General features: G+C 42.7%; 26 protein-coding genes. 14 read left to right on the top strand and 12 right to left on the bottom strand.

Features of this window, described 5'->3' with window-relative positions:
- Nucleotides 1–103 precede the first annotated feature (103 nt).
- Together ACE1TF_RS11650 and fabL are read right to left on the bottom strand one after the other, a co-directional pair.
- Nucleotides 104–268 carry a hypothetical protein gene (locus ACE1TF_RS11650; RefSeq protein ID WP_193744824.1) on the bottom strand — a complete coding sequence of 55 codons (165 nt, stop codon included), beginning with the start codon at nucleotides 266–268 and terminating at the stop codon, nucleotides 104–106.
- Nucleotides 269–331: 63 nt separating this feature from the next.
- Complete coding sequence (gene fabL, locus ACE1TF_RS11645) at nucleotides 332–1081, bottom strand: enoyl-[acyl-carrier-protein] reductase FabL (protein ID WP_375016878.1); 750 nt, start codon at nucleotides 1079–1081, stop codon at nucleotides 332–334.
- Nucleotides 1082–1188: 107 nt separating this feature from the next.
- Between fabL and ACE1TF_RS11640 the strand changes: the two genes are divergently transcribed.
- Nucleotides 1189–1497, top strand: a complete 309-nt coding sequence (locus ACE1TF_RS11640) for a hypothetical protein (RefSeq protein ID WP_042404096.1) — start codon at nucleotides 1189–1191, stop codon at nucleotides 1495–1497.
- Nucleotides 1498–1565: 68 nt separating this feature from the next.
- Nucleotides 1566–1907 carry a hypothetical protein gene (locus ACE1TF_RS11635; protein WP_042428607.1) on the top strand — a complete coding sequence of 114 codons (342 nt, stop codon included), beginning with the start codon at nucleotides 1566–1568 and terminating at the stop codon, nucleotides 1905–1907.
- A gap of 2 nt (nucleotides 1908–1909) precedes the next feature.
- Here ACE1TF_RS11635 and mutY read toward each other — a convergent pair whose 3' ends face one another.
- A complete protein-coding gene (mutY, locus tag ACE1TF_RS11630) occupies nucleotides 1910–2965 on the bottom strand; it encodes an A/G-specific adenine glycosylase (protein ID WP_238544832.1) in 1056 nt (351 codons plus the stop codon).
- A 1-nt stretch (nucleotide 2966) separates the two neighbouring features.
- Entirely contained in the window at nucleotides 2967–3278 is a 312-nt protein-coding gene (locus ACE1TF_RS11625; RefSeq protein ID WP_375016875.1) for a hypothetical protein, read from the bottom strand.
- Nucleotides 3279–3373: 95 nt separating this feature from the next.
- On the opposite strand from ACE1TF_RS11625, the gene ACE1TF_RS11620 reads away from it, so the two are divergent.
- Nucleotides 3374–4390 (top strand): metal-dependent hydrolase, encoded by a 1017-nt coding sequence (locus ACE1TF_RS11620; protein WP_375016873.1) that lies wholly within the window; start codon nucleotides 3374–3376, stop codon nucleotides 4388–4390.
- 15 nt (nucleotides 4391–4405) lie between these two features.
- Here the strand turns inward: ACE1TF_RS11620 and ACE1TF_RS11615 are convergent, their stop codons facing one another.
- Nucleotides 4406–4723 carry a YfhH family protein gene (locus ACE1TF_RS11615; RefSeq protein WP_042404092.1) on the bottom strand — a complete coding sequence of 106 codons (318 nt, stop codon included), beginning with the start codon at nucleotides 4721–4723 and terminating at the stop codon, nucleotides 4406–4408.
- Nucleotides 4724–4725: 2 nt separating this feature from the next.
- The gene (locus tag ACE1TF_RS11610; protein ID WP_375016871.1) at nucleotides 4726–5535 is read right to left on the bottom strand and encodes a RecX family transcriptional regulator; all 810 of its coding nucleotides are present in this window, start codon (nucleotides 5533–5535) and stop codon (nucleotides 4726–4728) included.
- A gap of 93 nt (nucleotides 5536–5628) precedes the next feature.
- Between ACE1TF_RS11610 and ACE1TF_RS11605 the strand changes: the two genes are divergently transcribed.
- The 4 genes from ACE1TF_RS11605 (at nucleotide 5629) to ACE1TF_RS11590 (ending at nucleotide 9494) form a co-directional block, all read left to right on the top strand.
- Entirely contained in the window at nucleotides 5629–6525 is an 897-nt protein-coding gene (locus tag ACE1TF_RS11605) for a TIGR01777 family oxidoreductase (RefSeq protein WP_375016869.1), read from the top strand.
- A 677-nt stretch (nucleotides 6526–7202) separates the two neighbouring features.
- Nucleotides 7203–7718, top strand: coding sequence for a diaminobutyrate acetyltransferase (gene ectA, locus ACE1TF_RS11600; protein WP_375016867.1), 516 nt, complete (start codon nucleotides 7203–7205; stop codon nucleotides 7716–7718).
- 33 nt (nucleotides 7719–7751) lie between these two features.
- Nucleotides 7752–9017 carry a diaminobutyrate--2-oxoglutarate transaminase gene (ectB, locus tag ACE1TF_RS11595; protein ID WP_042404078.1) on the top strand — a complete coding sequence of 422 codons (1266 nt, stop codon included), beginning with the start codon at nucleotides 7752–7754 and terminating at the stop codon, nucleotides 9015–9017.
- A gap of 87 nt (nucleotides 9018–9104) precedes the next feature.
- A complete protein-coding gene (locus tag ACE1TF_RS11590; RefSeq protein ID WP_042404076.1) occupies nucleotides 9105–9494 on the top strand; it encodes an ectoine synthase in 390 nt (129 codons plus the stop codon).
- A gap of 1844 nt (nucleotides 9495–11338) precedes the next feature.
- On the opposite strand, the gene ACE1TF_RS11585 is transcribed toward ACE1TF_RS11590, so the two are convergent.
- The gene (locus ACE1TF_RS11585; protein WP_375016864.1) at nucleotides 11339–12004 is read right to left on the bottom strand and encodes a hypothetical protein; all 666 of its coding nucleotides are present in this window, start codon (nucleotides 12002–12004) and stop codon (nucleotides 11339–11341) included.
- Nucleotides 12005–12205: 201 nt separating this feature from the next.
- Between ACE1TF_RS11585 and ACE1TF_RS11580 the strand changes: the two genes are divergently transcribed.
- Entirely contained in the window at nucleotides 12206–12544 is a 339-nt protein-coding gene (locus ACE1TF_RS11580; protein WP_375016862.1) for a GAF domain-containing protein, read from the top strand.
- Here the strand turns inward: ACE1TF_RS11580 and pdaA are convergent.
- A complete protein-coding gene (gene pdaA, locus ACE1TF_RS11575; protein ID WP_375016860.1) occupies nucleotides 12480–13322 on the bottom strand; it encodes a delta-lactam-biosynthetic de-N-acetylase in 843 nt (280 codons plus the stop codon). The genes ACE1TF_RS11580 and pdaA overlap by 65 nt on opposite strands.
- 102 nt (nucleotides 13323–13424) lie before the next feature.
- On the opposite strand from pdaA, the gene yfkAB reads away from it, so the two are divergent.
- The gene (gene yfkAB, locus ACE1TF_RS11570; protein ID WP_375016858.1) at nucleotides 13425–14540 is read left to right on the top strand and encodes a radical SAM/CxCxxxxC motif protein YfkAB; all 1116 of its coding nucleotides are present in this window, start codon (nucleotides 13425–13427) and stop codon (nucleotides 14538–14540) included.
- A 2-nt stretch (nucleotides 14541–14542) separates the two neighbouring features.
- On the opposite strand, the gene ACE1TF_RS11565 is transcribed toward yfkAB, so the two are convergent.
- Nucleotides 14543–15334 (bottom strand): YfkD family protein, encoded by a 792-nt coding sequence (locus ACE1TF_RS11565; RefSeq protein ID WP_375016856.1) that lies wholly within the window; start codon nucleotides 15332–15334, stop codon nucleotides 14543–14545.
- A 132-nt stretch (nucleotides 15335–15466) separates the two neighbouring features.
- On the bottom strand, nucleotides 15467–15859 hold the full coding sequence (locus ACE1TF_RS11560; protein ID WP_375016854.1) for an OsmC family protein: 393 nt from the start codon (nucleotides 15857–15859) through the stop codon (nucleotides 15467–15469).
- Between the two features lie 138 nt (nucleotides 15860–15997).
- Between ACE1TF_RS11560 and ACE1TF_RS11555 the strand changes: the two genes are divergently transcribed.
- The 4 genes from ACE1TF_RS11555 to ACE1TF_RS11540 all read left to right on the top strand — a co-directional run bounded on the left by ACE1TF_RS11555 (nucleotide 15998) and on the right by ACE1TF_RS11540 (nucleotide 20778).
- Nucleotides 15998–17182: an MFS transporter gene (locus ACE1TF_RS11555; RefSeq protein WP_375016852.1), complete on the top strand. Its 1185-nt coding sequence runs from the start codon at nucleotides 15998–16000 to the stop codon at nucleotides 17180–17182.
- Between the two features lie 561 nt (nucleotides 17183–17743).
- On the top strand, nucleotides 17744–19159 hold the full coding sequence (locus ACE1TF_RS11550; protein ID WP_375016850.1) for an MDR family MFS transporter: 1416 nt from the start codon (nucleotides 17744–17746) through the stop codon (nucleotides 19157–19159).
- Nucleotides 19160–19226: 67 nt separating this feature from the next.
- Nucleotides 19227–20066, top strand: a complete 840-nt coding sequence (locus ACE1TF_RS11545) for a YihY/virulence factor BrkB family protein (protein WP_042428573.1) — start codon at nucleotides 19227–19229, stop codon at nucleotides 20064–20066.
- Nucleotides 20035–20778, top strand: a complete 744-nt coding sequence (locus tag ACE1TF_RS11540) for a 5-formyltetrahydrofolate cyclo-ligase (RefSeq protein WP_375016847.1) — start codon at nucleotides 20035–20037, stop codon at nucleotides 20776–20778. The genes ACE1TF_RS11545 and ACE1TF_RS11540 overlap by 32 nt, the downstream gene beginning before the upstream one ends.
- A gap of 19 nt (nucleotides 20779–20797) precedes the next feature.
- Here ACE1TF_RS11540 and ACE1TF_RS11535 read toward each other — a convergent pair whose 3' ends face one another.
- Together ACE1TF_RS11535 and ACE1TF_RS11530 are read right to left on the bottom strand one after the other, a co-directional pair.
- Nucleotides 20798–21598, bottom strand: a complete 801-nt coding sequence (locus tag ACE1TF_RS11535; protein ID WP_375016845.1) for a VLRF1 family aeRF1-type release factor — start codon at nucleotides 21596–21598, stop codon at nucleotides 20798–20800.
- 54 nt (nucleotides 21599–21652) lie between these two features.
- Nucleotides 21653–22051, bottom strand: coding sequence for a hypothetical protein (locus ACE1TF_RS11530; protein ID WP_375016843.1), 399 nt, complete (start codon nucleotides 22049–22051; stop codon nucleotides 21653–21655).
- Nucleotides 22052–22278: 227 nt separating this feature from the next.
- Between ACE1TF_RS11530 and ACE1TF_RS11525 the strand changes: the two genes are divergently transcribed.
- On the top strand, nucleotides 22279–22437 hold the full coding sequence (locus ACE1TF_RS11525; protein WP_152549014.1) for an FbpB family small basic protein: 159 nt from the start codon (nucleotides 22279–22281) through the stop codon (nucleotides 22435–22437).
- Nucleotides 22438–22440: the final 3 nt, after the last annotated feature.

Below are 22440 nucleotides of genomic sequence, written 5' to 3'. Positions count from 1 at the left end.
TCATTTCCAGTACTCTTATACTTCCCGATTATACACGGTCTGTCCCCTCTCATAAACATCAAAAAACGGGAGCCATCCGTAATGGACGCTCCCGTCTTCAACCTTATTGCTGTTGGTTGTTTTGTTGATTGTTTTGTTGATTTTTTTGCTTAGATTTTTGGTTTTGTTGCTGAACTTCTTGCGCATCTGTTTCATTCGCAAATTCTTGTTGATAGTTTTGATTTTGTTGTTGCTGGTCTTGTTGTTGTTGGTTTTGTTTCTTTGGCATAGCTATCACCTCCACACGGCTTAAGATGCCCGTGTAGTAGTGTAATATACACATCTTTTAAAATTACATTAAAAGAGAAATCCCACCGTCAACAATAATCGTTTGGCCGCGAATCATTTCTGCTTCATCAGAAAGAAGGAACATCATCGTGTCCGTCAAGTCTTTTGGCTCAACAATTCGACCTGCTGGCGTTTTTTCACCAGAACTAGAAAGTAATTCTTCGCGATTTGGAAAGTGCTTTAACGCGTCTGTATCAACGACCCCACCTGACACGGCATTCACACGAATATTCATGGATGCAAATTCAGCTGCTAAGTATCTTGTGAGTGACTCCACCGCTGATTTAGATACACCGACGGCAGTATAGTTTTCTAACACTCGAATGGACCCTAATGATGACACGCTAACAATTTTCCCTCCACCGGTTTTCTGCATAAGTGGTGCCGCTCTCTGCGCACAAAACAGCATCGCTTTCGCGTTAATATTCATCGTCCAGTCCCAGTGGCTTTCAGTAAGTTCCATAGCCGGCTTCAATACCCCTGACGCTGCATTGTTCACGAGCACATCTAACCTACCAAAGTACGCTTCAATTTGGTCAAATAAATCATTAATTTTTGTTGTATCGTTTAAATTCGCTTTCACCATCAAAACATCTTGCCCAATGGACTTTATTTCTTCAGCAGTTTGTTCAGCTTCTTTTTTACTTCTTGCGTAGTGAACGACCACATCGTATCCTGCTTTGGCTAGTTGGATGGCTGTATACTTCCCAATTCCTCGACTTGATCCTGTCACGAGTGCTACTTTTTGTTCCATGTCAATCATCCTCCTTAGATTGATTATATATTGATTTTTAGATTAATCACATTCAAATATGGGTATTAGTGAACGAAACAGCCTTTATTGAGATGGGGGTTTCAAGTATGGAACGAGAAAAATTCTACGTCACGTTAGACCAAAGCATGTTGACGCTTTCTGACATCAAAGTCGACGACAATTCAATTCAATATGAAGTCTTAGTCACTCCTGAAGAACGCCACAAACTTGAATCAACACTGATTGCCATTCAAAACCACGATCTTGAAGGCGGAGATGTACTCACCTTTTTTAATGAAAGAAAGGCAGATCGCGATAAAGAAGCGACGGAAAATGAAATTGGCTCGTTGTACGCATTGCTCCAACAGTACGGGACGAAGGAAACGAAAGACGTATTAGCTGAATTGAAAAAATAACCACTCTCGACGGCACATAACCTTCCCTTTTTGTGGCATAGTAACTGCTAATAAAAGGAGTGGTTAGTGTGGAGAAAACAACGTATTATGTGAACTTAAATCCGATTAGTATGGATGATTTAGCTGTAACTCACATTGAAGACAGTGGGCTTATACAATTTGAGATCGAAGCCAGCGACACAGAAGTTCAAGAGCTTCGCACACTATTGAAAGAAGTGCAAGCTCACGATATGGAATTGCAAGACTTGTTTACTTTTCGACACTTCAACGAAAAATACACCGTTGATGATGGTGCGGAAATGCAACATGGCTTAAACGAAGTGTACAAGAAGATTTATGCTCTTGGCACCCACGAAACAAGAGAACAAATGGAGAGCATGAAGCCAACCTTAATGAGTAATGACGAATAGGATTATACACCAACGAAATGCTTTTTGATTTTTTGGTGCACGACTGGAAAGCTATACCGATGTAGTTCGTCTTTGTGTACCCACATTGTCTCTTTGGAACTGTCGGCTATATCTCTTTCATCTATATAACCAGTAAAAGGAGTAACCGTCCAGATGAGGTGTGAGAACACGTGTCGAAACGTTTCTTCCTCTTTTTGCAGTTGTGGTTTTAATCCGTAACGCTCTTCTAAAAAAGCGGATAACGATTTTTCTTCCTCAACAGACGGGAACTGCCATAAATCGGCGAGCAACCCTGTAGACGGTCGTTTTTCAATTAACACTCGATCGTTCTCGTCAACAAGAATCGCACTATGAATACCGGATTGCCGTGGCTTCGCTTTTTTCGCTTTTACTGGAAGTTCATAAACCGTTCCTGTTTGAAGAGCTCGGCACTCGGTTGCTACTGGGCACACTGTACAATCAGGGTTTCTCGGTTTGCATACGAGTGCTCCTAATTCCATTAATGCTTGATTAAAGTCTGCAGGCGGCGCTGTTTCTAACATTTGCTGAACGATTTCTTCAAATTTCTTACGTGTTTTTTGTTTACTGATGTCCTCATGTATATCAAATACACGAGCGAGCACGCGCATCACATTTCCATCAACTGCAGCCACTTTTAAATCATAAGCGATACTCATGACAGCCCCTTTCGTATAAGGGCCTACGCCTTTGAGTTGCTCAAACTCATCAGGATCGTTTGGAACAACTCCGCCGTAGTTTGCATGGACTTCACGCACTGCTGACTGTAAATTTTTCACTCGAGAATAATAACCGAGCCCTTCCCAAGCTTTGAGTACATCTTCTTCATCAGCATTAGCAAGTTCCGTCACGGTTGGGAATTTAGAGATGAAGTTCTCGTAGTAAGGAATGACAGTATCGACGCGCGTCTGCTGCAACATGATTTCCGACACCCAAATATGATACGGGTCTCTTCCTTCACGCCACGGTAACGTGCGCTTCTCTCCTTCATACCATGATAGCAATGCGTCGTTAAATGCTCCAACATTAAATTCATTCATTCTAAAGCCTCATTTCATTAAAAGCCCAACAGTTTATCGTTTCTAATGGTTTGTGTATGTGGGCGGCAAGTTGACCAAATACAGGATGATCACGGTCTCTACGTTCGCTTTTTATCCTCTCATAAGTCGCTTTGTTCCCCACTTCTAACCACTCCACGTATAAACCTGGCTGGTCAACTGCTTGAAACCAACGATGATGACTCGCGTCATATGCCGTTAGTAGTTCTTTAGATATCTCTTGCATCAGTATTTCGTATTGCTCCGGGCGGTTCACGACTTTGTATTCAATAAATACACTTACATTTTGTTTCATCGTTTGAAAACACTCCTGAATGATAGTTTACGGTTTTCAGTTTTTTTGCTAGTGTAAAATATTATAATGGCTTTCAAAAGGAGGAAATGCCGAGTATGGACTCAGCTACGCACGTGGTCATGGGAGTCGGACTTTGCGGACTTGCCACGCTTGACCCAGTCGTTGCACAAGATCAAGTGACATTTGGAGCTGCCGTTGTCGGCATTATGCTCGGCTCTCAAGCACCTGATTTAGATACCGTCTTAAAGATGAAAAACAACGCAACCTATATAAAAAACCATCGTGGGGCTACCCACTCCTTGCCTGCAGTTTTATTGTGGTCGGTTTTGATCTCGGTTGTGATATTTACTTTTGTACCCGCTGCCAATCTGCTTCATCTTTGGACTTGGACGCTCATTGCTGTAGGTGTTCACGTTTTTGTTGACATCTTTAACGCTTATGGTACGAAAGCACTCGCTCCAATTAAGAATAAGTGGATTGCATTAGGTGCCATTAATATTTTCGATCCATTTTTATTCGGCGCCCATTTGCTAGGAATTATACTGTGGATGTTTGGCGCTCACCCAGGCATAACATTCTTAATCATTTATGCGGTACTTGTCATATATTACATGTGGAGAATTCATGTCCGAAACCGCATTGTACGAACAGCACGGAAACGTCACCCACATGCGAGCCACGTGTTTATCTCCCCGACCATTCGTTGGTCCGAGTATCACTTGGTCATTCGTACGAGAAATCATCTGCATGTTGCTACGTACAAAAACCGCAATATCCGTTATTTAGAAAGTTATCCTTTTGAACCGATCCCTCAAGATCGTGTTCTCGTTGCCGCATTGAAGGACAAAAACCTCATCGCTTTTCTAAGTTTCTCCCCAGCTTATCGCTGGAATGTGAAAGAAAAGCCTTACGGGTATGAAGTCGAATTCACAGACCTTCGCTATCGTTCAGGCGGGTATTATCCATTCGTCACGGTTGTAAGATTAAATGAACAACTAAAAATACTTGGCTCATTTACTGGATGGATTTACAACCAGAATAAACTTGAGAACAAGCTGCAACAATCAACGAGAAAGAATCAAAAGAAAGCAGAATTAATTAATGTAACGTGAGTGGCCAAGTGCCACTCACGTTTCGTTTCGTATTAACAAAGAGATGGGAATCGCTGTCATTTCTGTTTCTCCATCACGGTACCCCCACGCAAAAACCCCTTTTAAATACGAAATTAATAAACGACTCTCTTCTTCTCCTTCAATCCGGTAACGTTGTCCCGGTACATATTGCTTTTTATCTAACAAATAAGATTGTGCGATTAGTTTCTTTCTCGCATGGACGGCAAATTCACTAACCATTCCTTTTTGTTCTGCTTTTTGGGCGCGTTCATTTAAATCTGCCACTTCCCTTAATAATTCTTGACGGGTCATATCTCCATATCTTTGCTCCATGACTATTCCTCCATATCGGTTTGTTTATTTAGATACGCTTGAATCTCTTGATATTGAAATCCTCGCTGCATCATCTGTTGAGTAAATCTTTGCTCCAATTCTCGTCCTTCGTACTTACGTTGTAACTTTCTTAACTGTTTCTCGGCAATCTTCTCTAATGCCACTGTTTCGTCGCTTCTGTCCCAGTCAAATTGAGCGAGTGCTTCTTGAATAACATCAAATGTGAACCCTTGCCTCGATAGCCGATCGGTATGCTTCTTCTTACGCATTTGTATACTATCACGATCAACTCGGTCATTTTTATTTACGACTGCACGAGCTGTCTCAAGCTGTTGATCGTACGTATAAATTTCCAACGCACGTTGAATCCATTGGTCTTTCACGCCTTTATCTTGGAGATACATCTTAATCCGATTCGGTCCTTTATGGGTTGTACTCATCGTATAGTTCACATATGAACGGGCATATTCTTCATCGTTAATATACCCGCGTTCCTTCATATAGGCGATCGCTTCTCCAATCATTTGCATGGGTACTTCTTGATCAACCAAAACGTTTTCAACTTCTGTTTCCGTACGCATTTTTCGGCTTACGTAAGATAAAGCATACGACTTAGCTAATGCTAGTTGATCTTCTTCTTGAATTTCTTTCATCTGTCCATCTGTAAGTGTCGTCCCTTTTTGAAGCCGATGCTTAATAAGTACAGATTCGTGAACCCCAAAAACAAACTGCTCTTGTTGTCCGTTAAGAGAGCCGAAAACATTATAGCGTTCTTTATTGTTTTTTTGGATGGAAATCTTTGTTATTTTCATTTCTTCTCCTTTTTGAGATTAGAGTAGAAGCTATGAAGGGTAAAGGGACATATAACGATTCGTAACGTTTTAACATATGGGAGGTTGAGCATTTTGCACGTAGTCATAAGCGGAGGAACCGGGCTGGCCGGATCAATCCTCACGAGAAAACTAACCGAAAAAGGACATACTGTAACCATTTTAACAAGAAACAGTAAAAACAAACAGAACGAACCATCCGTTCAATATGTGAACTGGTTAGACGGCTCTCACCCTGAAAAGTCGTTGGAGAACGTAGATGCGATTGTAAATCTTGCTGGGGCTTCAATTAGCAAAGCGTGGACAAGGGATCATAAAAAGGCTATTCTTAACAGCCGTATTGACGCTACTCGTGAGTGCGTACGAATTATGAAATCCTTGCCGAAAGCTCCTTCGGTGTTTTTTAGCACGTCAGCCATAGGTTATTATGGCATCTCGGAAACAAAGACTTTTGATGAATCAAGCAGACCCGCGGAACCTTATTTCCTCCAAGAAGTTTGTATGGAATGGGAGAAAGAAGCCCAAAAAGCAGATGACCTTACGAGGCTAGTTATTGGTCGAATGGGGCTTATCTTAGACAAATCTACCGGTGCACTGCCGAAGATGATGCTTCCTTATCGTTTAGGTTTTGGGGGGCCAATTGGGAATGGAAAGCAGTGGTATTCTTGGGTACACCATGAAGATGCTGCAGAAATGATTTTGTATGCACTTCTGAACGAACAGTGCCGGGGAGTCATGAACCTTACCGCCCCAGAGCCAATGCAAATGAAAGATTTCGGGAAAACAATGGGAACAGTGTTAAAACGCCCTCACTGGTTACCGGTTCCTGGATTTATGTTGCGATTAATGCTCGGAGAAATGAGTGACCTTGTCGTTAAAGGGCAACGTGTCGTACCGACACAAACAGAACAATTCGGCTACACATACCATTACCCAACGCTAGAGAGCGCATTAGGTGATATTTTCAAGTAGACCAAAAAGGTGCCTAAAGCTCGGACTTCTAGGCACCTTCTCATTTGATTCAGGGAAGGCACGCCCCCTAAATGAAAACGCTAATCTTAAAAGTTCATTATCGTTTTGCTTCACTATTAAGTCTTGGGTATCCGGATAGTGTACCAACATTCCATGCCGAATTCTTATGAATACAAACCGTTCCTAAACACTTGGCTTACACTACACCCTCCTTTACCTCAAACAACACTGATAAGCATTTCATAAATAGCTACATCGTAGATCGAGACTTAACAAGGATGAAATGCGGATATATACCTTCCCACACTCTTCAATCGCCTCCAAAACGGTGATCAGCACCACAACATCTGGCAAGATCCGCCTTTCACAGCAACTTGCTGATGCATTTTGTCATAATCTTATTATACATATGAGCATTCTGTTCGAATCGGTAGCAATACGTATTGAACCATGAAGCGAGAGCACGCGATTACGCTTAAACGGAATTAATCGCTTCTCAGCACATTTAAAGCCGTTTGATCTTTTATCAGAACATACTTATCATTATAACGTAGGCAATTTGATACGTATCTAACAGTACTTTTCCGTAATTCTTTTCTAAAAAGTGGTTTAAACGACGCAGATAACGGTTATGGAAGAGCAGGTAGGTAAATTAAATTAGAAGGTGATGATAGAATATGGCTGTAACTCCAATTACGGAGAAAGAAGCCCTGGTTTTTTCTAAACCAACAGTAGAAGATGGCGCACGCATGTGGGAATTGGCTAAGAAGTTAGGGTTGGATTTGAATTCTTCTTATAAGTATCTGATGATGGCTGAATACTTCTCTGAAACATGTGTGGTCGTTAAAGAAAATGATGAACTTGTAGGATTTGTTACAGGCTTTATATTGCCTGAACGTCAAGATACAGTATTTGTTTGGCAAGTCGGCGTTGATGGTTCTCAACGTGGTCGTGGCCTCGCATCTAGAATGCTTAATGAAATGCTTGAACGTACAGCATGCTCAGAAGTTCAATATCTTGAAGCAACTGTAACCCCATCGAACGACGCTTCGCAAAAGCTGTTCCGGCGATTAGCGAGAAAGAACGACACAGCTTGTCACGTGTCGGAATGCTTCTCCGAAGACTTGTTCCCGGGAGACCAACATGAAGCAGAGCTTTCCTTCAAAATTGGTCCGATTTTGCGCGATAAATAATATTTGTATAACTGAAAGGGGATCACACCTGTAATGACAACAAACACCATGAATGTATTTGAAGAACTAGAATCTGAGGTTAGAAGTTACAGCAGAAGTTTTCCAACTGTATTTCACAAAGCAAAAGGCTACAAACTATACAACGAAGATAACAAAGAATATATTGATTTCTTCTCAGGTGCAGGTGCATTGAACTACGGTCATAACGATGACTATATGAAAGAGAAATTGATTCAATATATTCAAGAAGATGGAATTAGTCATTCCCTCGATATGGCTTCTAAAGCAAAGCGTGAATTTTTACAGACTTTCCAATCTTCGATTCTAGCGCCTAGAGACCTCTCTTATAAAGTGATGTTTCCTGGACCTACGGGCACGAACGCCGTCGAGAGTGCCCTTAAGCTCGCAAGAAAGATTACGGGACGAACAAACGTCGTCAGTTTTACAAATGGCTTCCACGGCATGACACTCGGCTCTCTTGCCGTAACGTCAAATGACTTCAAGCGTAAAGGCGCAGGCGTTCCATTATCTAACGCAACCGTCATGCCATATGACCGTTATGTGGATGAGCCAGTTGAAACGCAAATAAAATACATTCGTCGTTTCCTCGATACGAATGGGAGTGGCGTAGACGCGCCAGCTGCACTTATCTTAGAGACCGTTCAAGGTGAAGGTGGACTTAATGCGGCCAGCATCGAATGGCTCCAAGAAATTGAGAAAGTCGCAAAAGACATCGGTGCGCTTCTCATTGTCGACGACATTCAAGCGGGTGTCGGTCGAGCGGGCTCATTCTTTAGCTTCGAGCCGGCAGGCATTAAACCTGACATTGTTTGTCTTTCCAAATCAATTGGAGGGTACGGTCTACCTCTAGCACTCACCCTCTTCCGCCCTGAACTAGACAAATGGGCACCAGGTGAGCACAACGGTACATTTAGAGGGAACAACTTAGCCTTCGTTACCGCAACAGCAGCGCTAGACTACTGGAAAGATCCAGCGTTTGAACAAGGAATAAAAGAGAAATCTGCGATGATTACAGACTTCTTAAGCACGATGATAGAGAAATACCCTGCACTTGAAGGTAAGCTAAAAGGTCGAGGGTTTATCCAAGGAATTCGAACGGACATTCCAGACCTCGCTTCCAAAGTTGCCGAAAAGGCTTTTGAAGAGGGCTTAATTATGGAGACGGCTGGACCTAATGATGAAGTATTTAAGCTGTTCCCACCGTTAACCATTGATAAAGAGGGGCTTCAAAAAGGGCTCGACAAACTAGATGTCGCCATTGAGAAAGCTTTGGCGTAACTCCATCTACTCAAGAAAGAGGAGATGACCTCCTCTTTCTTTTTCATTTCTTAAATCGTTATTTAACCAAGTCAAGGAGGACTCAACATGAAAGTTGTTAAGTTAGAAGATATTCTAGGTACAGATAAAGAAGTTGAAGGTGGGAACTGGGTAAGTCGTCGTCTCATCTCGAAAAAAGATGGCATGGGCTACTCTGTAAATGACACGATTATTCGCGCAGGTACAGAAACACACATTTGGTACCAAAACCATTTAGAAGCCGTTTATTGCATTGAAGGTCACGCAGAAGTTGTCACGTTAAGCGACAACAAAGTGCATACGATCAAAGCGGGCACACTTTATGCTTTGGACGAGCATGATGAGCATTTACTACGCGGTATTGAAGACGCAAGAATGGTATGTGTATTTAATCCCCCACTTAGTGGTCGTGAGATTCATGATGAAAATGGAGTCTACCCAGCTGATTTAGACGAATAAGTATTGCTATAAAAAAGGGGGTTGTCCCAAGGTCTTAGCACAGACCTTGAGACAGCCTTTTTTTATGAATGAATTTCGCAACTTTGATCAGTTACAGCTTTCTGGATAGCTAAAACCAGTGTGTTTTATTGATTTCCACTGCAGGTGGATGCTTGTACTCCAGAGCATAAGTGCAACATCGGTGGTCAAAAAACGCCCACCGTGTTTACTATGCACTCCAGAGCATAAGTGCGTCATCACCTCTCACAACCTCCACTTGTGCTCGCTGTGTCTATTTTACAGTCCAGACTACAAGGGCAACATCGGTGGCGAAGCATCTGCCACCGTGTTTTCTTTACACTCCATAGTACAAGTACGACATCTGAGGTAAAAAGGCGGCCAATCAACGGTTTTATGCTGGGGTTTTCCACATTCGCATCGCGCAAGTTGATTGAATCCCCGTGCGGAATGGGCCACCTAGTTCCAAAGATTATCGATTGGAATCAGATTCACTCATATGTGACCGTTTTGCTTCTTTCTGATTCCAATCGATCGGCATCTAGTTCCAAACATCCGTTAATGGAAGTAGATTCAGCACTTTAAAGAAAATGAACAGCAATCTATATAAGTTGAACAAAAGAATTTCTTTAAGAACCAATGGTAAGCTTGGTGAAATGGAAACTGTGCTCGAGTTGGGACCCAACTGTTCTCAAGTTGGGGCAGATCGCAGGAAAAGCGGTCTATTCTCATAAACTAGGGAACAGAATGCGCAAACTCGGTAACAGATCATAAGGTCATGTGTACATCCCCACGCCGAACCGAGTCCGATTTGGCTTCGGCCCCGGCGGGATCGACGTGTCGTTGGCACTCCAGCCTGGAATCTGCGCCCAAGTTGGAACAAACTGCGCGCAAGTTTAGCGAAATCGGTGCTAAAATCGCTCAAAAGCGCAAACTTGAGCGCAGATGGGAGAAACTTGCGCGCAGAACGGGTGTTCGTCGTGCCCGCATGTGCCGCCATCCCCTGCGGCAGCGGCTTCAGAGAACCATTTTTTGCATTTCCAAGCCAAAAACCTAACAAGACGTCGGCGCGAGCCGCGCTGAACCGAGTTCGGTTTCGTTTCGACCCCGGCGGGGCCGACGTGTCGTTGGCATTTAGCCTAGAATCTGCGCCCAAGTTGGAACAAACTGTGCAAAAGAGCACCACGCTCCCCCTCCAACCCAATACCAAACAGTGCTTGTCAAGAAAGTGTTTAGTTCATTCTATATAGTTCCAAAACGATACTCACATTCGTCCCCATAACACCATGAAGATTGAGTCGCACTACCTGCCCCGAACCTTGATTTGAAAACCTAAAATTGTGTCGGCGCGAGTCGCGCCGAATCGAGACCGATTTCGGTTCGGCCCCGCTGGGGCCGATCGGTCGTAAGGTGTTGAGTTTAGTCCAATCTGCGCGCAAGTTTTGCTAAATGAGCGCTAAAATTGCTAAAAAGAGCAAACTAGAGCGCACATTACTAACCATGCCCTGCCCCATCCAATGTAAACACCATTGGAGTGATTCCGCTTTTGTCATAACGATCCATTCGTATGAGATCACGATGGAATCTCTACATTCTTGCATACAATGAATTTCCTTTGTTCATTGGATATAGATTTTATGACTTGCGAGGTCTTATCCTGGCACTCCTCCTACAGAAGGCACTTCCTTTCGTTCCCATCAGTCGAAATGCCCTACAATGCCTTGTTCGTTAAAACGATATACCGAAAGAACATACATACAAAAATCGGAGTACAGATCATAAACGATCTGTACTCCGATTTTACTTTAGAGGCTTTTGAGACAGCCATGTTTTTCTATACTCTTAAACTAATCATTCGTTGAAGTCTCGCTCAGCTCTGGTTTCTCCCAGTAGTCAGATGCGATCTCTTCAACATCAAGGTCGCCGACATCTTCCCATTCTAGACTTTGTAAATGCTCATTAAAAACGGTCATCTTCACAATCGTATCAAAGTCTCCAGGCCCGAATTCTGGTTCATAATAAAAATCCCATTGTAAGTGAATGAGATCAACATCTTCAATTTGAGAAAGCCTTTGAAGTACTCGTGCGGATCGATTGAGTGTTGATGAGCGAATTAGATCTGTCGTTACATTATCTTCGGTCGTTAACGTTGCATATAATTGCGTGAAATCTTCTTCTGAGTTCGTTACATAATCAAGGTCTCGAATCACTTCATTGTTATCGACGGTCACTTGCCCCAGCTCAGAAACGATATGCCATGTTGCTTTTTCTTCAACGGTTGAAAGCGAATCCGGTGTAGCATAAATGGTTTCAGTTGGCATAAATTCAGAACTGTCGGATGTAAAGAAGAACAAAAAGAAAAAAGCGACTGCAGAAACGAAACTCGCAGAGAAGAACTTCACGTGTTTATAGCGATTTTCTTTACGCTTTGGCCAAGTAACAAACATTAAAAACGTCGTATATGCGGTAAACACCCCTGCAATAAAAAAAGCGGTCAACAAAACAGTTGCCATTGGAAAATCCCCCAATTACAAAATTCCTAAACCCTGTCTGTTCTCTAGTGTACACGATGTGCAGAGCGAACTATATGGAAATATATGAACGTTTTTTGAATATGAGTGTTTTTTTTGAACATCATTTCCTAAACTTACTAGCCAAGCACGCGTCCATCCTTTGATAGAATAGAGATCAGCATAATTATTGGAGGGATTCACTTGTCAATTGCTACAGACTTGGCAGCGATTAAAATTGTCGCTGATCTTGAAAAAACAAATGACCAACCTAAAATACTAAAAAACACGGTGGATACACTTGTAGAAAGTGTGCAATATATTCATTACGCTGCTCTTCATGTATCAAACCAGCAACCCGTAATTGCGTCTGATACGGATGGTGATGAATACATAGGGTCTTTAAGTTTCACACTTGGAAAAGAAGAAGACGACGGTAAGCTCGTCGTCAGGACAAAAGAAAATATTGCATTTGATGTCACGGATTTATCGACGCTACAAACGATTGCTGATCGTTTAAATACGCGCTTGTTCTCGCATTAATTAACGGGGATGATGAACGTTTGCCCGTTAGATCGTCTAAACTTTTAAAGGTATACCCTTGTGCTTTTAGATCATCAATGACTCGACCAAGTGCAAGGGCATTATCTTCTGATACAGAATGAAGCAATACGATCGCACCAGGGTGTATGCGGTCCATTATTTTATCGTACGCATATTGCTCCCCTTTTTGATCATCTGTATTCCAATCTACGTACGCAAACGACCAAAAAACGTGTGTGTACCCTAACTTTAAGGCAGCATCAAGTGTACGCTCATTAAATGTTCCTCTCGGTGGTCTTACATAGTGCATGGCATTTCCAGTAAGCTCCGTATACGCATCTTCGACACGCTCGAGCTCAACTTTAATTTGTTCATCCGACAAGTCGGGAAAATGAGGATGACTCCACGAATGATTAGCAACGATATGTCCTTCTTTAGCCATACGTTTAATAAGACCAGGTTCAGATTGTACATAATGACCGGTAACAAAAAACGCTGCTGGAACGTTGCGCTCTTTCAACACATCCAAAATGGGTGCAGTAAACCCGTTTTCATACCCATTATCAAACGTTAAATATAACTCTTTTTCGTCTGTATTGCCGATGTAGTAACCTTTATATTGATCCAGCCACTTTTCATACATTGGCTCAGTCGATGGTGGCTCATTGTTTTTTGCAGGGTTAAAATTCCAACCAAAAGATTCTTCTGCGTGAACAGAAGAAGCGAGCATCACAAACCCAAACGCACCTAGAATCACTTGTCTCCATTTATCCCGCATGACAAACACCCTCTCTACCGAAGTCACAATCCGCACAAATCTATGCTAAAATAGAACTGCTTTTTCTTTGTTTGAAGTTCAGATCGTATAAAGGAGTCTTTTATGGTATTACAGAAAAATATCGCCATTACCCCGGACAACGATCCGTGGGAAGCGTATCAAGACCGCATTGAATTTGGTAGGCCAACATTAACGAACATTGAGTTTACAACAACAACGTTATGCAATATGCGTTGTGAGCATTGCGCAGTTGGATATATGTTAAGCAAACGTGACCCTAAAGCATTGCCTCTTGACTTGTTGCTTCGTCGACTTGAAGAAGTACCCGATTTACGTGCATTAAGCATTACAGGCGGGGAACCGATGTTATCTAAGAAGTCGGTAGACGAGTACGTTGTTCCTCTGCTTCGTTACGCAAGTGAGCGTGGGGTGCGCACTCAAATCAATTCGAATTTAACGTTGCCGTTAGCCCAATATGAACCGATTCTCCCCTACTTAGATGTTTTACATATCTCCCATAACTACGGCAGTGTGGATGATTTCATTTCTATAGGTTTTCAAGAAATGGAGAAACCACCTAGCATCGCTACGCGTAAGCTGTTCTTCAACCGGATGGTGGAGAACGCAAAGGCATTGACAGACCGAGGCGTACTTGTATCCGCTGAAACAATGCTGAATGCTCGCACCCTGCCTCATTTAGAAGCCATTCACGATCAGATTGTAAGCATGGGTTGTCAGCGACACGAGGTTCATCCAATGTATCCGAGTGATTTTGCTTCAAAATTACCGATTGCTTCACTCTCTGAAATACGAAGTGGCATTCATCGCTTACTCGATCATCGTAACGAAAACACATGGATGCTTTTTGGTACATTGCCTTTTTATGCTTGCAATGATGATAAAGATGACGTTGCACTTATTGAGCGATTGAATAAGAGCCACAATGTATCCGTCCGAAATGACCCTGACGGTAGAAATCGTTTGAACGTGAATATCTTTGACGGCGATATTATCGTCACAGACTTTGGAGATGAACCGAAATTAGGGAATGTCCAACATACTAAGCTCGAAGATGCGTTTGCTGATTGGCAACAAACCGCCTTGTCTAATTCCGTGTCCTGCCATTGCCCTTCTGTCAAATGTCTCGGCCCAAATGTACTCGTTAAAAATGCGTACTATCCCGATGTTGACTTCACAAAACGCACCAGTCACCTTTAGTTTTATCCGTTATGGTACTTTAACGTCACATAGTCTTTCACTGGAATCCAGCCATCAACTTGTTGTTCTTGAATGTTTTTAATGACAATTGCCGGCTTTGATCCTTTAATGGTCACGTATACTTCTCCGTAAGTGACCGTGCCCTGATCATGAACTGCGGGAACATAACTTGTGACAACACCTTTTTGATCTGGTTGTACTTGATACATTGGTCCTGCCGTTGTTTGGTTCCCAATGTTAGCATGGAATGAAAGCGGTAGTGATGTTTTTTCAGTAGCCTTTATTCTCATCATATTTTGCACATCTTCTTGCTGTGGCACGGGACTAGACAGCTCCCCTTCCACGAGTTTATTTTCTGTCTGAGTATATGAAAGCTTGCCGACTGTATCTCCACCGCGATTATCCAACTCGTTCGTGTTGATTAAGTCATACTCCCAGTTCATTGTTGTTTCATCAGACTCGTAAGTGAGCGCCCATGGACCTAAATAGATTGAAGCATTCACACCAAACGCAAGTTTAGAGTCTTTAATCGACGATTCATTCAATAACGAAATCAGAGAAGGGTTATCGATGATCACATCACTCGTCTCTTGAAGCCGGGTCGTAAGCTCTGCCGGCTGCAAATATGGCAACTCTCTCGTCATATTTTCGTGAGTATTCTCTCTTGAAATACTGTATACGTACTCCGGTTTATCAAACGACTCGTCCTTTACATCTTCTGCAGCACTTGCAAGAGGTGTCATCACTAATGAACTTAAGATGACCCCAACTGCCGCACATAGAAAAGGTTTCATAATACCCCTCCAAAAAGCTATATTTCTCTATATTGTTTTCGAAGTGGTTTTGTTTTATCCATGAACATGTTTTATTTCTTTCCATGTTAAAAGCCCCCAGATGCGTATCGCAATCTGGGGGCAAAACTCACATTATTTACTTCTTTGTACCGTTATCGTTTCTTTTACCTCAATGGCTGGAGTAACGGATTGTACAATCGGACAATTTTTTGCGGCAACATGCATCAGCTTTTCTAACTGTTCCTCAGACGAATCATCGGTTATGACCGTGAAATGCAAGTGAACTTGTTGAACGTCATTCGGAGGCTCTTCATTCCTCGTTACGTCTGCTTCCACAATAAGATCAGCGAACTCAATTCTTCTTTTACGTAAGATCTTACGGTAAACACTAATGCTACAACCTGCAATTGCTGAGACGAGCAGCTGGTACGGACGATACCCATACTCATCGTCACCCGATATGACAAGAGGTCCGTAGGGAACGTCTGTTTCAAATGCTTCTTCGTTTTTAATTGTGAATTTCATTAGAAAATGCCTCCTCTTTCATCATGACTCTATTGTAACCAGTGAGTCCACCTTCGGACAACGAATTCACCTCTTCCTTTTCTAATTACAATCCGTTACGATAACGAAGTAACGTTCGTTCAAACCGAGGTGCAACTTATGGAAAATCATCAGAATAATCAACCTGCTTTTCGATTTACGATGCTTATTATTATGGTATTTGTTGCAGGCTTTATCCAAGGCATGCTCTTACCTCTTTTAGCCATTCTTTTAGAAGATGCAGGGTACTCTTCAGCGATGAATGGGTTAAATGCGATTGCACTATACATCGGTGTCCTGATTGCCTCACCATTCATTGAACATCCGGTTCGAAAGTTTGGGTATAAACCGGTCATATCGATTGGTTTGATCTGTGTGATCATCACCCTTTTACTCTTTCCCCTTTGGCAAAGCTTTTGGCTTTGGTTTATTCTACGGCTAATCATAGGCATTGCCGATAACATGGTGCATTTTTCAACCCAAGTATGGATTACATCGACGAGCAGTAAAGCGGTACGGGGACGAAATGTTGCGATCTATGGCTTGGCGTTTAGTGCAGGGTTTGCAGGTGGGCCTCTCATGACTCACGTTCTTGCCATTGATGAGCGTCTACCTTTTATTAGTGCTGCACTTTTTTGCGCGATCGTTTGGCTAATCATGTTAAAACTTAAAAACGAATGGCCGGATAATGTAATTGAAACTGCTCAACAATCTGGAACTTTGGGCCGGTATTGGCTCGTCATCAAGTGGGCATGGTTTGCGTTTTTAACACCGTTAACATTTGGATTTATGGAAGCTGCGATCCATGGAAGTTATCCTATCTATGCAATGCGGATGAACATCGATATTGAGTGGATATCACTCATGCTGCCCGCCTTCGTCATCGGTGGGGTTGTCACACAAATTCCACTTGGTTTGGTGAGTGATCGCCTCGGAAGGAAACGGGTATTACTTACACTCGCTTTTTTAGGCGCGGTGATATTCCTGTCCATACCTTTTTATGAGCAGCACTTAGGAGCAGTCACATTGGCTTTCCTAATTGCCGGTGGTTTGTTAGGTTCCTTTTATTCGCTAGGTCTCATGTATATGGCTGACCTTGTTCCTAAACAACTTCTGCCGACTGGAAATGTGCTAATAGCCATCTCATTTAGTCTAGGCAGTATGCTAGGTCCTGTTACTGGGGGTATACTGATTGACTACGCAGGTCGTGGCAGCATTTATTATGCAATTGGATTTCTTCTCCTAGTGGTCGTTATCGCTGGGTCATTATTCAAAGGCGTAAACGACGAATCTTCAGCTGACTAGAATTCGGTTTGCGATGTGGTTAAAACTTTCGGAAATCGTAGGAGAGAAAAATTCCTCTCCTACCCTCCTCTAGGTAAATTCGATAGCATTGTCACGCGCGTGGGCGGGCCGAAAATCTAACCATAGAAGCTAGAAATCTTACCATAGGATCACCAATGGTAAGATTCAGCCTAATCCGTATTTAAATTAGAGGAAATCTACCCATTGTAAGTAACCATCCAAATAAAATCTCTTTATGAATCGAGACGCTACTTTTCGGCGCGCCTCAAGAGCTAGCAACCATCGGCACCTCTTGTGCCGAAGATAAATTGAACGCACGTCGGCATGACTCATGCCGACGTGCGTTTTTCTTTGTGACAGAAAGGGGTTATAGAATTTCTTGCGCCGTTCTAAGAAAACGGAGATTTGATGCAGTTTCAACATCAAAAGCGAATGAATTTTTTTAGTTCACCATATAGTAGCCACGCATTTCTAAAAACTCCAATAGCTCGTTTTCTCTTGTTTTGGTATAATTGTGCGTAATACTTCGATTAACGAATTAAAGCATCGGAGGAGAAAACAATGAGTGAAAACAACGATAACCAACCACTCCAATCAAATCGTAATAAGTGGGGTGTATTAATTGCTGCTTTGTTTGCAGGATTTACTGTCGTCTTAAATAATAGCCTGATGAACGTAGCCCTCCCCCACTTTATGCAGCTTTACACATTAACTGCCGTAGAGGGTCAATGGATCATTACGGCTTTTGCACTAGGCATGACACTTGTGATGCCGCTAACAGGTTACTTATCAAAACGAGTCGGGTCCAAGAAAATATTCTTACTCGGCACACTCGTATTTCTCGTCGGGTCTATTGCTGGACCCTTTTCATGGGATTTCACAAGTATGATTGGCTTTCGACTCGTTCAAGGCATAGGTGGCGGAATGATTATGCCGATTGGAATGATGCTCATATTTAAGCATTTTTCCAAAAATGAACGTGGGTTTGCAATGGGGATTTGGGGAGTCGCCATTATGATTGCACCTACAATCGGTCCAACGGTAGGTGGAATTATCCTTGAGTACTCTTCTTGGGAAATGCTGTACATAATGAATGTTCCGACGAGCCTCTTGTCACTCGTTCTTGCTATCTATTTTCTTACGAAAGACGGGGATTCCGAACGTGTAAGCTTCGATTGGCTAGGGTTTCTGCTCGTGAGCGGCGGAATCATTGGACTGCTCGTCGGCGTAGACGCATTGCAAAGTACTCAAAATGGGTTTGTGTACTTTATGATTGGATTAGGTTTTGCACTCCTGATTGGGTTTGTGTTACATGAACTCCGTACCGATGAACCGCTTCTCGACATTCGTGTTTTAAAGAACTTTATTTTTACTGCCAGTTTATTGCTGCTCGCAAACAGTACGATCGCCATGTTTTCTGTACTTTTGCTCATTCCAATTCTTATTCAAGACATTTACGGTTTGTCTGCATTATACGCCGGGTTGCTTCTCTTTCCACAAGCGCTATCCATGGGCATCTCAATGACGATTGGTGGCAGAATTCTCGACAAAAAAGGGCCGTACCCTGTCATCATGACGGGAGTCGTTTTAATTTGTATTGCCACCTTCGGCATCGCTTACTCGTTGGCAGACTTGCAACCAGCTTTTCTCATTGCCTTACTGATTTTGCATGGCTTTGCGAATGGGTTCGTAAACACTCCCGTGACTACCGCAGGACTTAATGCTTTGCCGGCAAGTCATCTTCCTGCCGGAACCGCACTCAACAATGTAAGCCGTCAAATGATGAAAGTCATCAGTGTCGTGCTCTTATCCATGCTCTTTGAAGCTCGAAGGGCACATCATGTTGCCAACGGGAACGATCATCTCCCCTCTGGGTTACTTGCTGTTCAAGATGCCTACATCGTTGTAGGGGTATGTTTGTTATTGTCCATTCCGCTCGTCTATTTACTTAGAAACAAATGGGGTAAAGGTTCATAAGGGTTTGTCGTTGCCAGAATATGCCTAAACTACATATAATGAAAACACTTAAGGAGGCATGGCATGAATGGGAATTGTTAAAACGATGATCCGCACGACTTGGGAGCAACGGTTATTCGATGTTGCCGCGCAGATGGCGTACTATTTTCTTCTCGCCTTCTTTCCATTGTTGCTCGTCATCCTTAGTTTGATTAGTTTTTTTCCGGTGAGTACAGAAGATGTGTTTCAATTTATCGCTCCTTACATTCCTGAGAATCTGTATTCTTTTATCGCAGTTACTCTTAGTGATGTATTGGACCAACAGCGGACGAACACACTTTCTATTAGTACACTAGCAACAATCTGGTTGACGATGCTCGGCTCCTTCGCTGTAATACGGGCTGTGAATAAAGCGTATCAACTTCCCCACCCCTCTCTAAAAAGAATGGTTGCTGTTGGTATTATCGTCGTTCTATCCTTGCTCATTGCATTAATTGTCTCGTTGCTTTTCCCTATATTCGGTGAACCCATTGGGGAATTTATCTTTTCGACATTAGGATTTGAAAGTTGGATTGCACCTGTTTGGTCCTTTGCTCGTTGGTCAATTGGTATTCTCATTGTCGGTATTGTTCTCATCATTTTGTATACGATCGTGCCGAGCAGACGCATAAGTTGGCGAGACACTTGGCCAGGTGCGCTATTTGCAACGGTCGGCTGGCAAGCTGCTTCATTAGGATTTTCTTATTATAACCAGTGGAATGACTACAGCATTATTTACGGAAGCTTAGGTACCATTATTGGCCTTATGATTTGGTTTTATTTAACCGGTCTTATGATATTACTCGGTGCACAGTTAAACGCCATCCGTATGAATTTTCACGAAGGTGGGCCTGGAGGTGTGCAAGCTGAAAGAAAAACAACAGATTAGAGAAGACGTGTGGGAGGAGCTGACGCGCACGAAGTCTGGTCGGTTTCCTTTCCCCCTTCAAGGGAGAATCCCAAACTTTAAAGGGGCAGAAAGAGCGGCAGAGCAGCTATTTCAACTGGATATTTACAAAAAAGCCACCGTCGTGAAGGTGAACCCTGATTCGCCACAACTTCCGATTCGAGCGAGGGTCATCGCTGATCAAAAAACGCTACTCGTCCCCACACCTCGCCTAAAAGACGGCTTTATCATCGTCAGACCAGGCAGTGTTCCAGCGGGCGATGAGCGAAAAGCGGCTAGTTTGAAACATATTAATGCATATGGTGAAGTCATTCCTTTGCACCAACTGCCTGACATCGACCTTATGCTTATGGGTTCTGTTGCTGTTGATCATAACGGGCACCGTATTGGTAAAGGGGCTGGTTTTGCTGATCGAGAGTACGGAATCATTCGCGAGCTAGGCAACAAACCGGTGCCAGTTGTGACGACGATTCATCACTTACAACTCATTGATGACACTTTGCCGAGTGAAACGTTCGATGTGCCCGTTGATTGGATCATCACGGAAGAGAAAGCGTTGCATCTGCCCGAACAAGTCAAGCCGTCAGGCATTGAGTGGAGATCGATCTCAGATGATGACTATGTAAACATGCCCGTGCTACAGGAACTAAAACAATTACTCAAAAACAAAAACGAGCAGCCGGATCATACGTGACCCGACTGCTCGCTCTTTATTATCGTAAAGATTCTCCGTACACGGTGTTAAGAATTTCATGAGTCGGCTTCGACCCTAAGTTCTTCTGCACTTTGCCACGGATTTTGCTGTTATCGATATGCTGTGTAAGCTCATCTGTCATTTCCTTCGATCCAACAAAATAAGCATCTTCCAAATTTCTGGATTTTAGCTCCTTCGTTAAAATCGGGGCTAACTTCTTGTACCAGCGTTGCATATTCTCTTCAAAGCGACGATCAAATTCATCCGCTGCAGTATCCGCTCCGCCAGGCGCACTCGTATGCCCTGTATCGCGCTGTACCCAATCATCAGTCTCAAAGCTCCAATGAAACTTCAGTTCATCACGCACTTCTCCTAACGCAGTATCAATGAGTAACACGTCCCGCTTTTGCGTTACGATGACTCCAGTTTTTGGATACTGTTTGTAAAGTTCGTGCAGTTGGGTTAGCTCTGGCGTACGTTCCCAATGAAAGGCGCTCTCTACTGGAACTTGAAGCATGTGGGCAGACCAGAGAGACCCGTCCGCCGATGCGATGATGACTAAGCTTCGTTGCATTTCTGCTTGCTTATCTTGAATGTACGTCTCGACTTCATCTAATAGGCGCTTTAGTTGCTTTACTTGCTCTTTGTCCTCACTCTTCTCCGCATATTCTACCAACCTTTTGCTACCGTTTTTCAGGCGAATCTTCCACTCACCACGGTGTTGGTTTTGATTGGCAAAATCTGTATTTAGATAAATCGTTAGGACACCTTCATCATTCGTTACCTGTTGTAGGTGTTTCATCTCTTCTGCTAGTGCCAAAAGAAACTCCTCCTTAGCTGCAATTATAGTATGTATTACCGCAGCTAGAGGACATTAAACATTCTTTTTCTCACCGGTTTCTGTAGGCAGATCAAGTGGCGTTTCTTCTACTTGCTTTTGATGTTTTAATTCATTTGCAGCCGTTTTTGCTGTATCAATAAAGTCTGTCGCAGTCGTTTTTAAATGGGAGGTGTGCTTGGCTATTTCTTCTACGTCTCTGCTTGCAACGTTTACAAGTGCATTCACTTTATCGGTCGTTTCTCGAATAAGGGTACGAATTTCTTCTTGGTTATCTTTTACAAATCGACTCGTTTCGTCAACGAACTGCGCACCTTCCTTCACATAGGTGACGGTCTTTTCTCTCGTATTCTTATTCAACAGCACATAGCTCAATGCTGCTGAAATCCCTCCGATGATAACCCAAAATGTCCATTGCTTTTTGCTTTTTGTCAAGATGATCCCTCCGATTTAAAATGAATTACTTCTATTATACATTACAAACATTTGATTTAAACCGTTCAAGTCTGAAGATTATTTCGTCAAACTTCTGTCATCATATCGCATTTTCTTCAAATTGTAACAATTTATCAATGTTTAAAGTAGGGAGAATAGGGTAAAATAATCTTACAAGAAGGAAAAACCTTCTTCTTTGAATATACTAATTAAAAGGACGGAGAACCATGCGCAGACCATTCCGAACCTCATTTTCAGAGCTTGTAGACCAGAATAAACAAGACCTTGAGAGAGATAGAGATATGTTAAATGCAATTGAACAACGTGTTGAAGATCGTCAATTGCGCCGCTTAAAGAAAAGAAGCTTCTCAAAGAAAGAAGCTTAATTA

It is taken from the genome of Geomicrobium sp. JSM 1781026 (assembly GCF_041949955.1).
Classification (GTDB): domain Bacteria; phylum Bacillota; class Bacilli; order Bacillales; family Marinococcaceae; genus Geomicrobium_A.
Note: the sequence above shows the minus strand (reverse complement) of the source record. Positions and strands in the feature narration are given on the sequence as shown.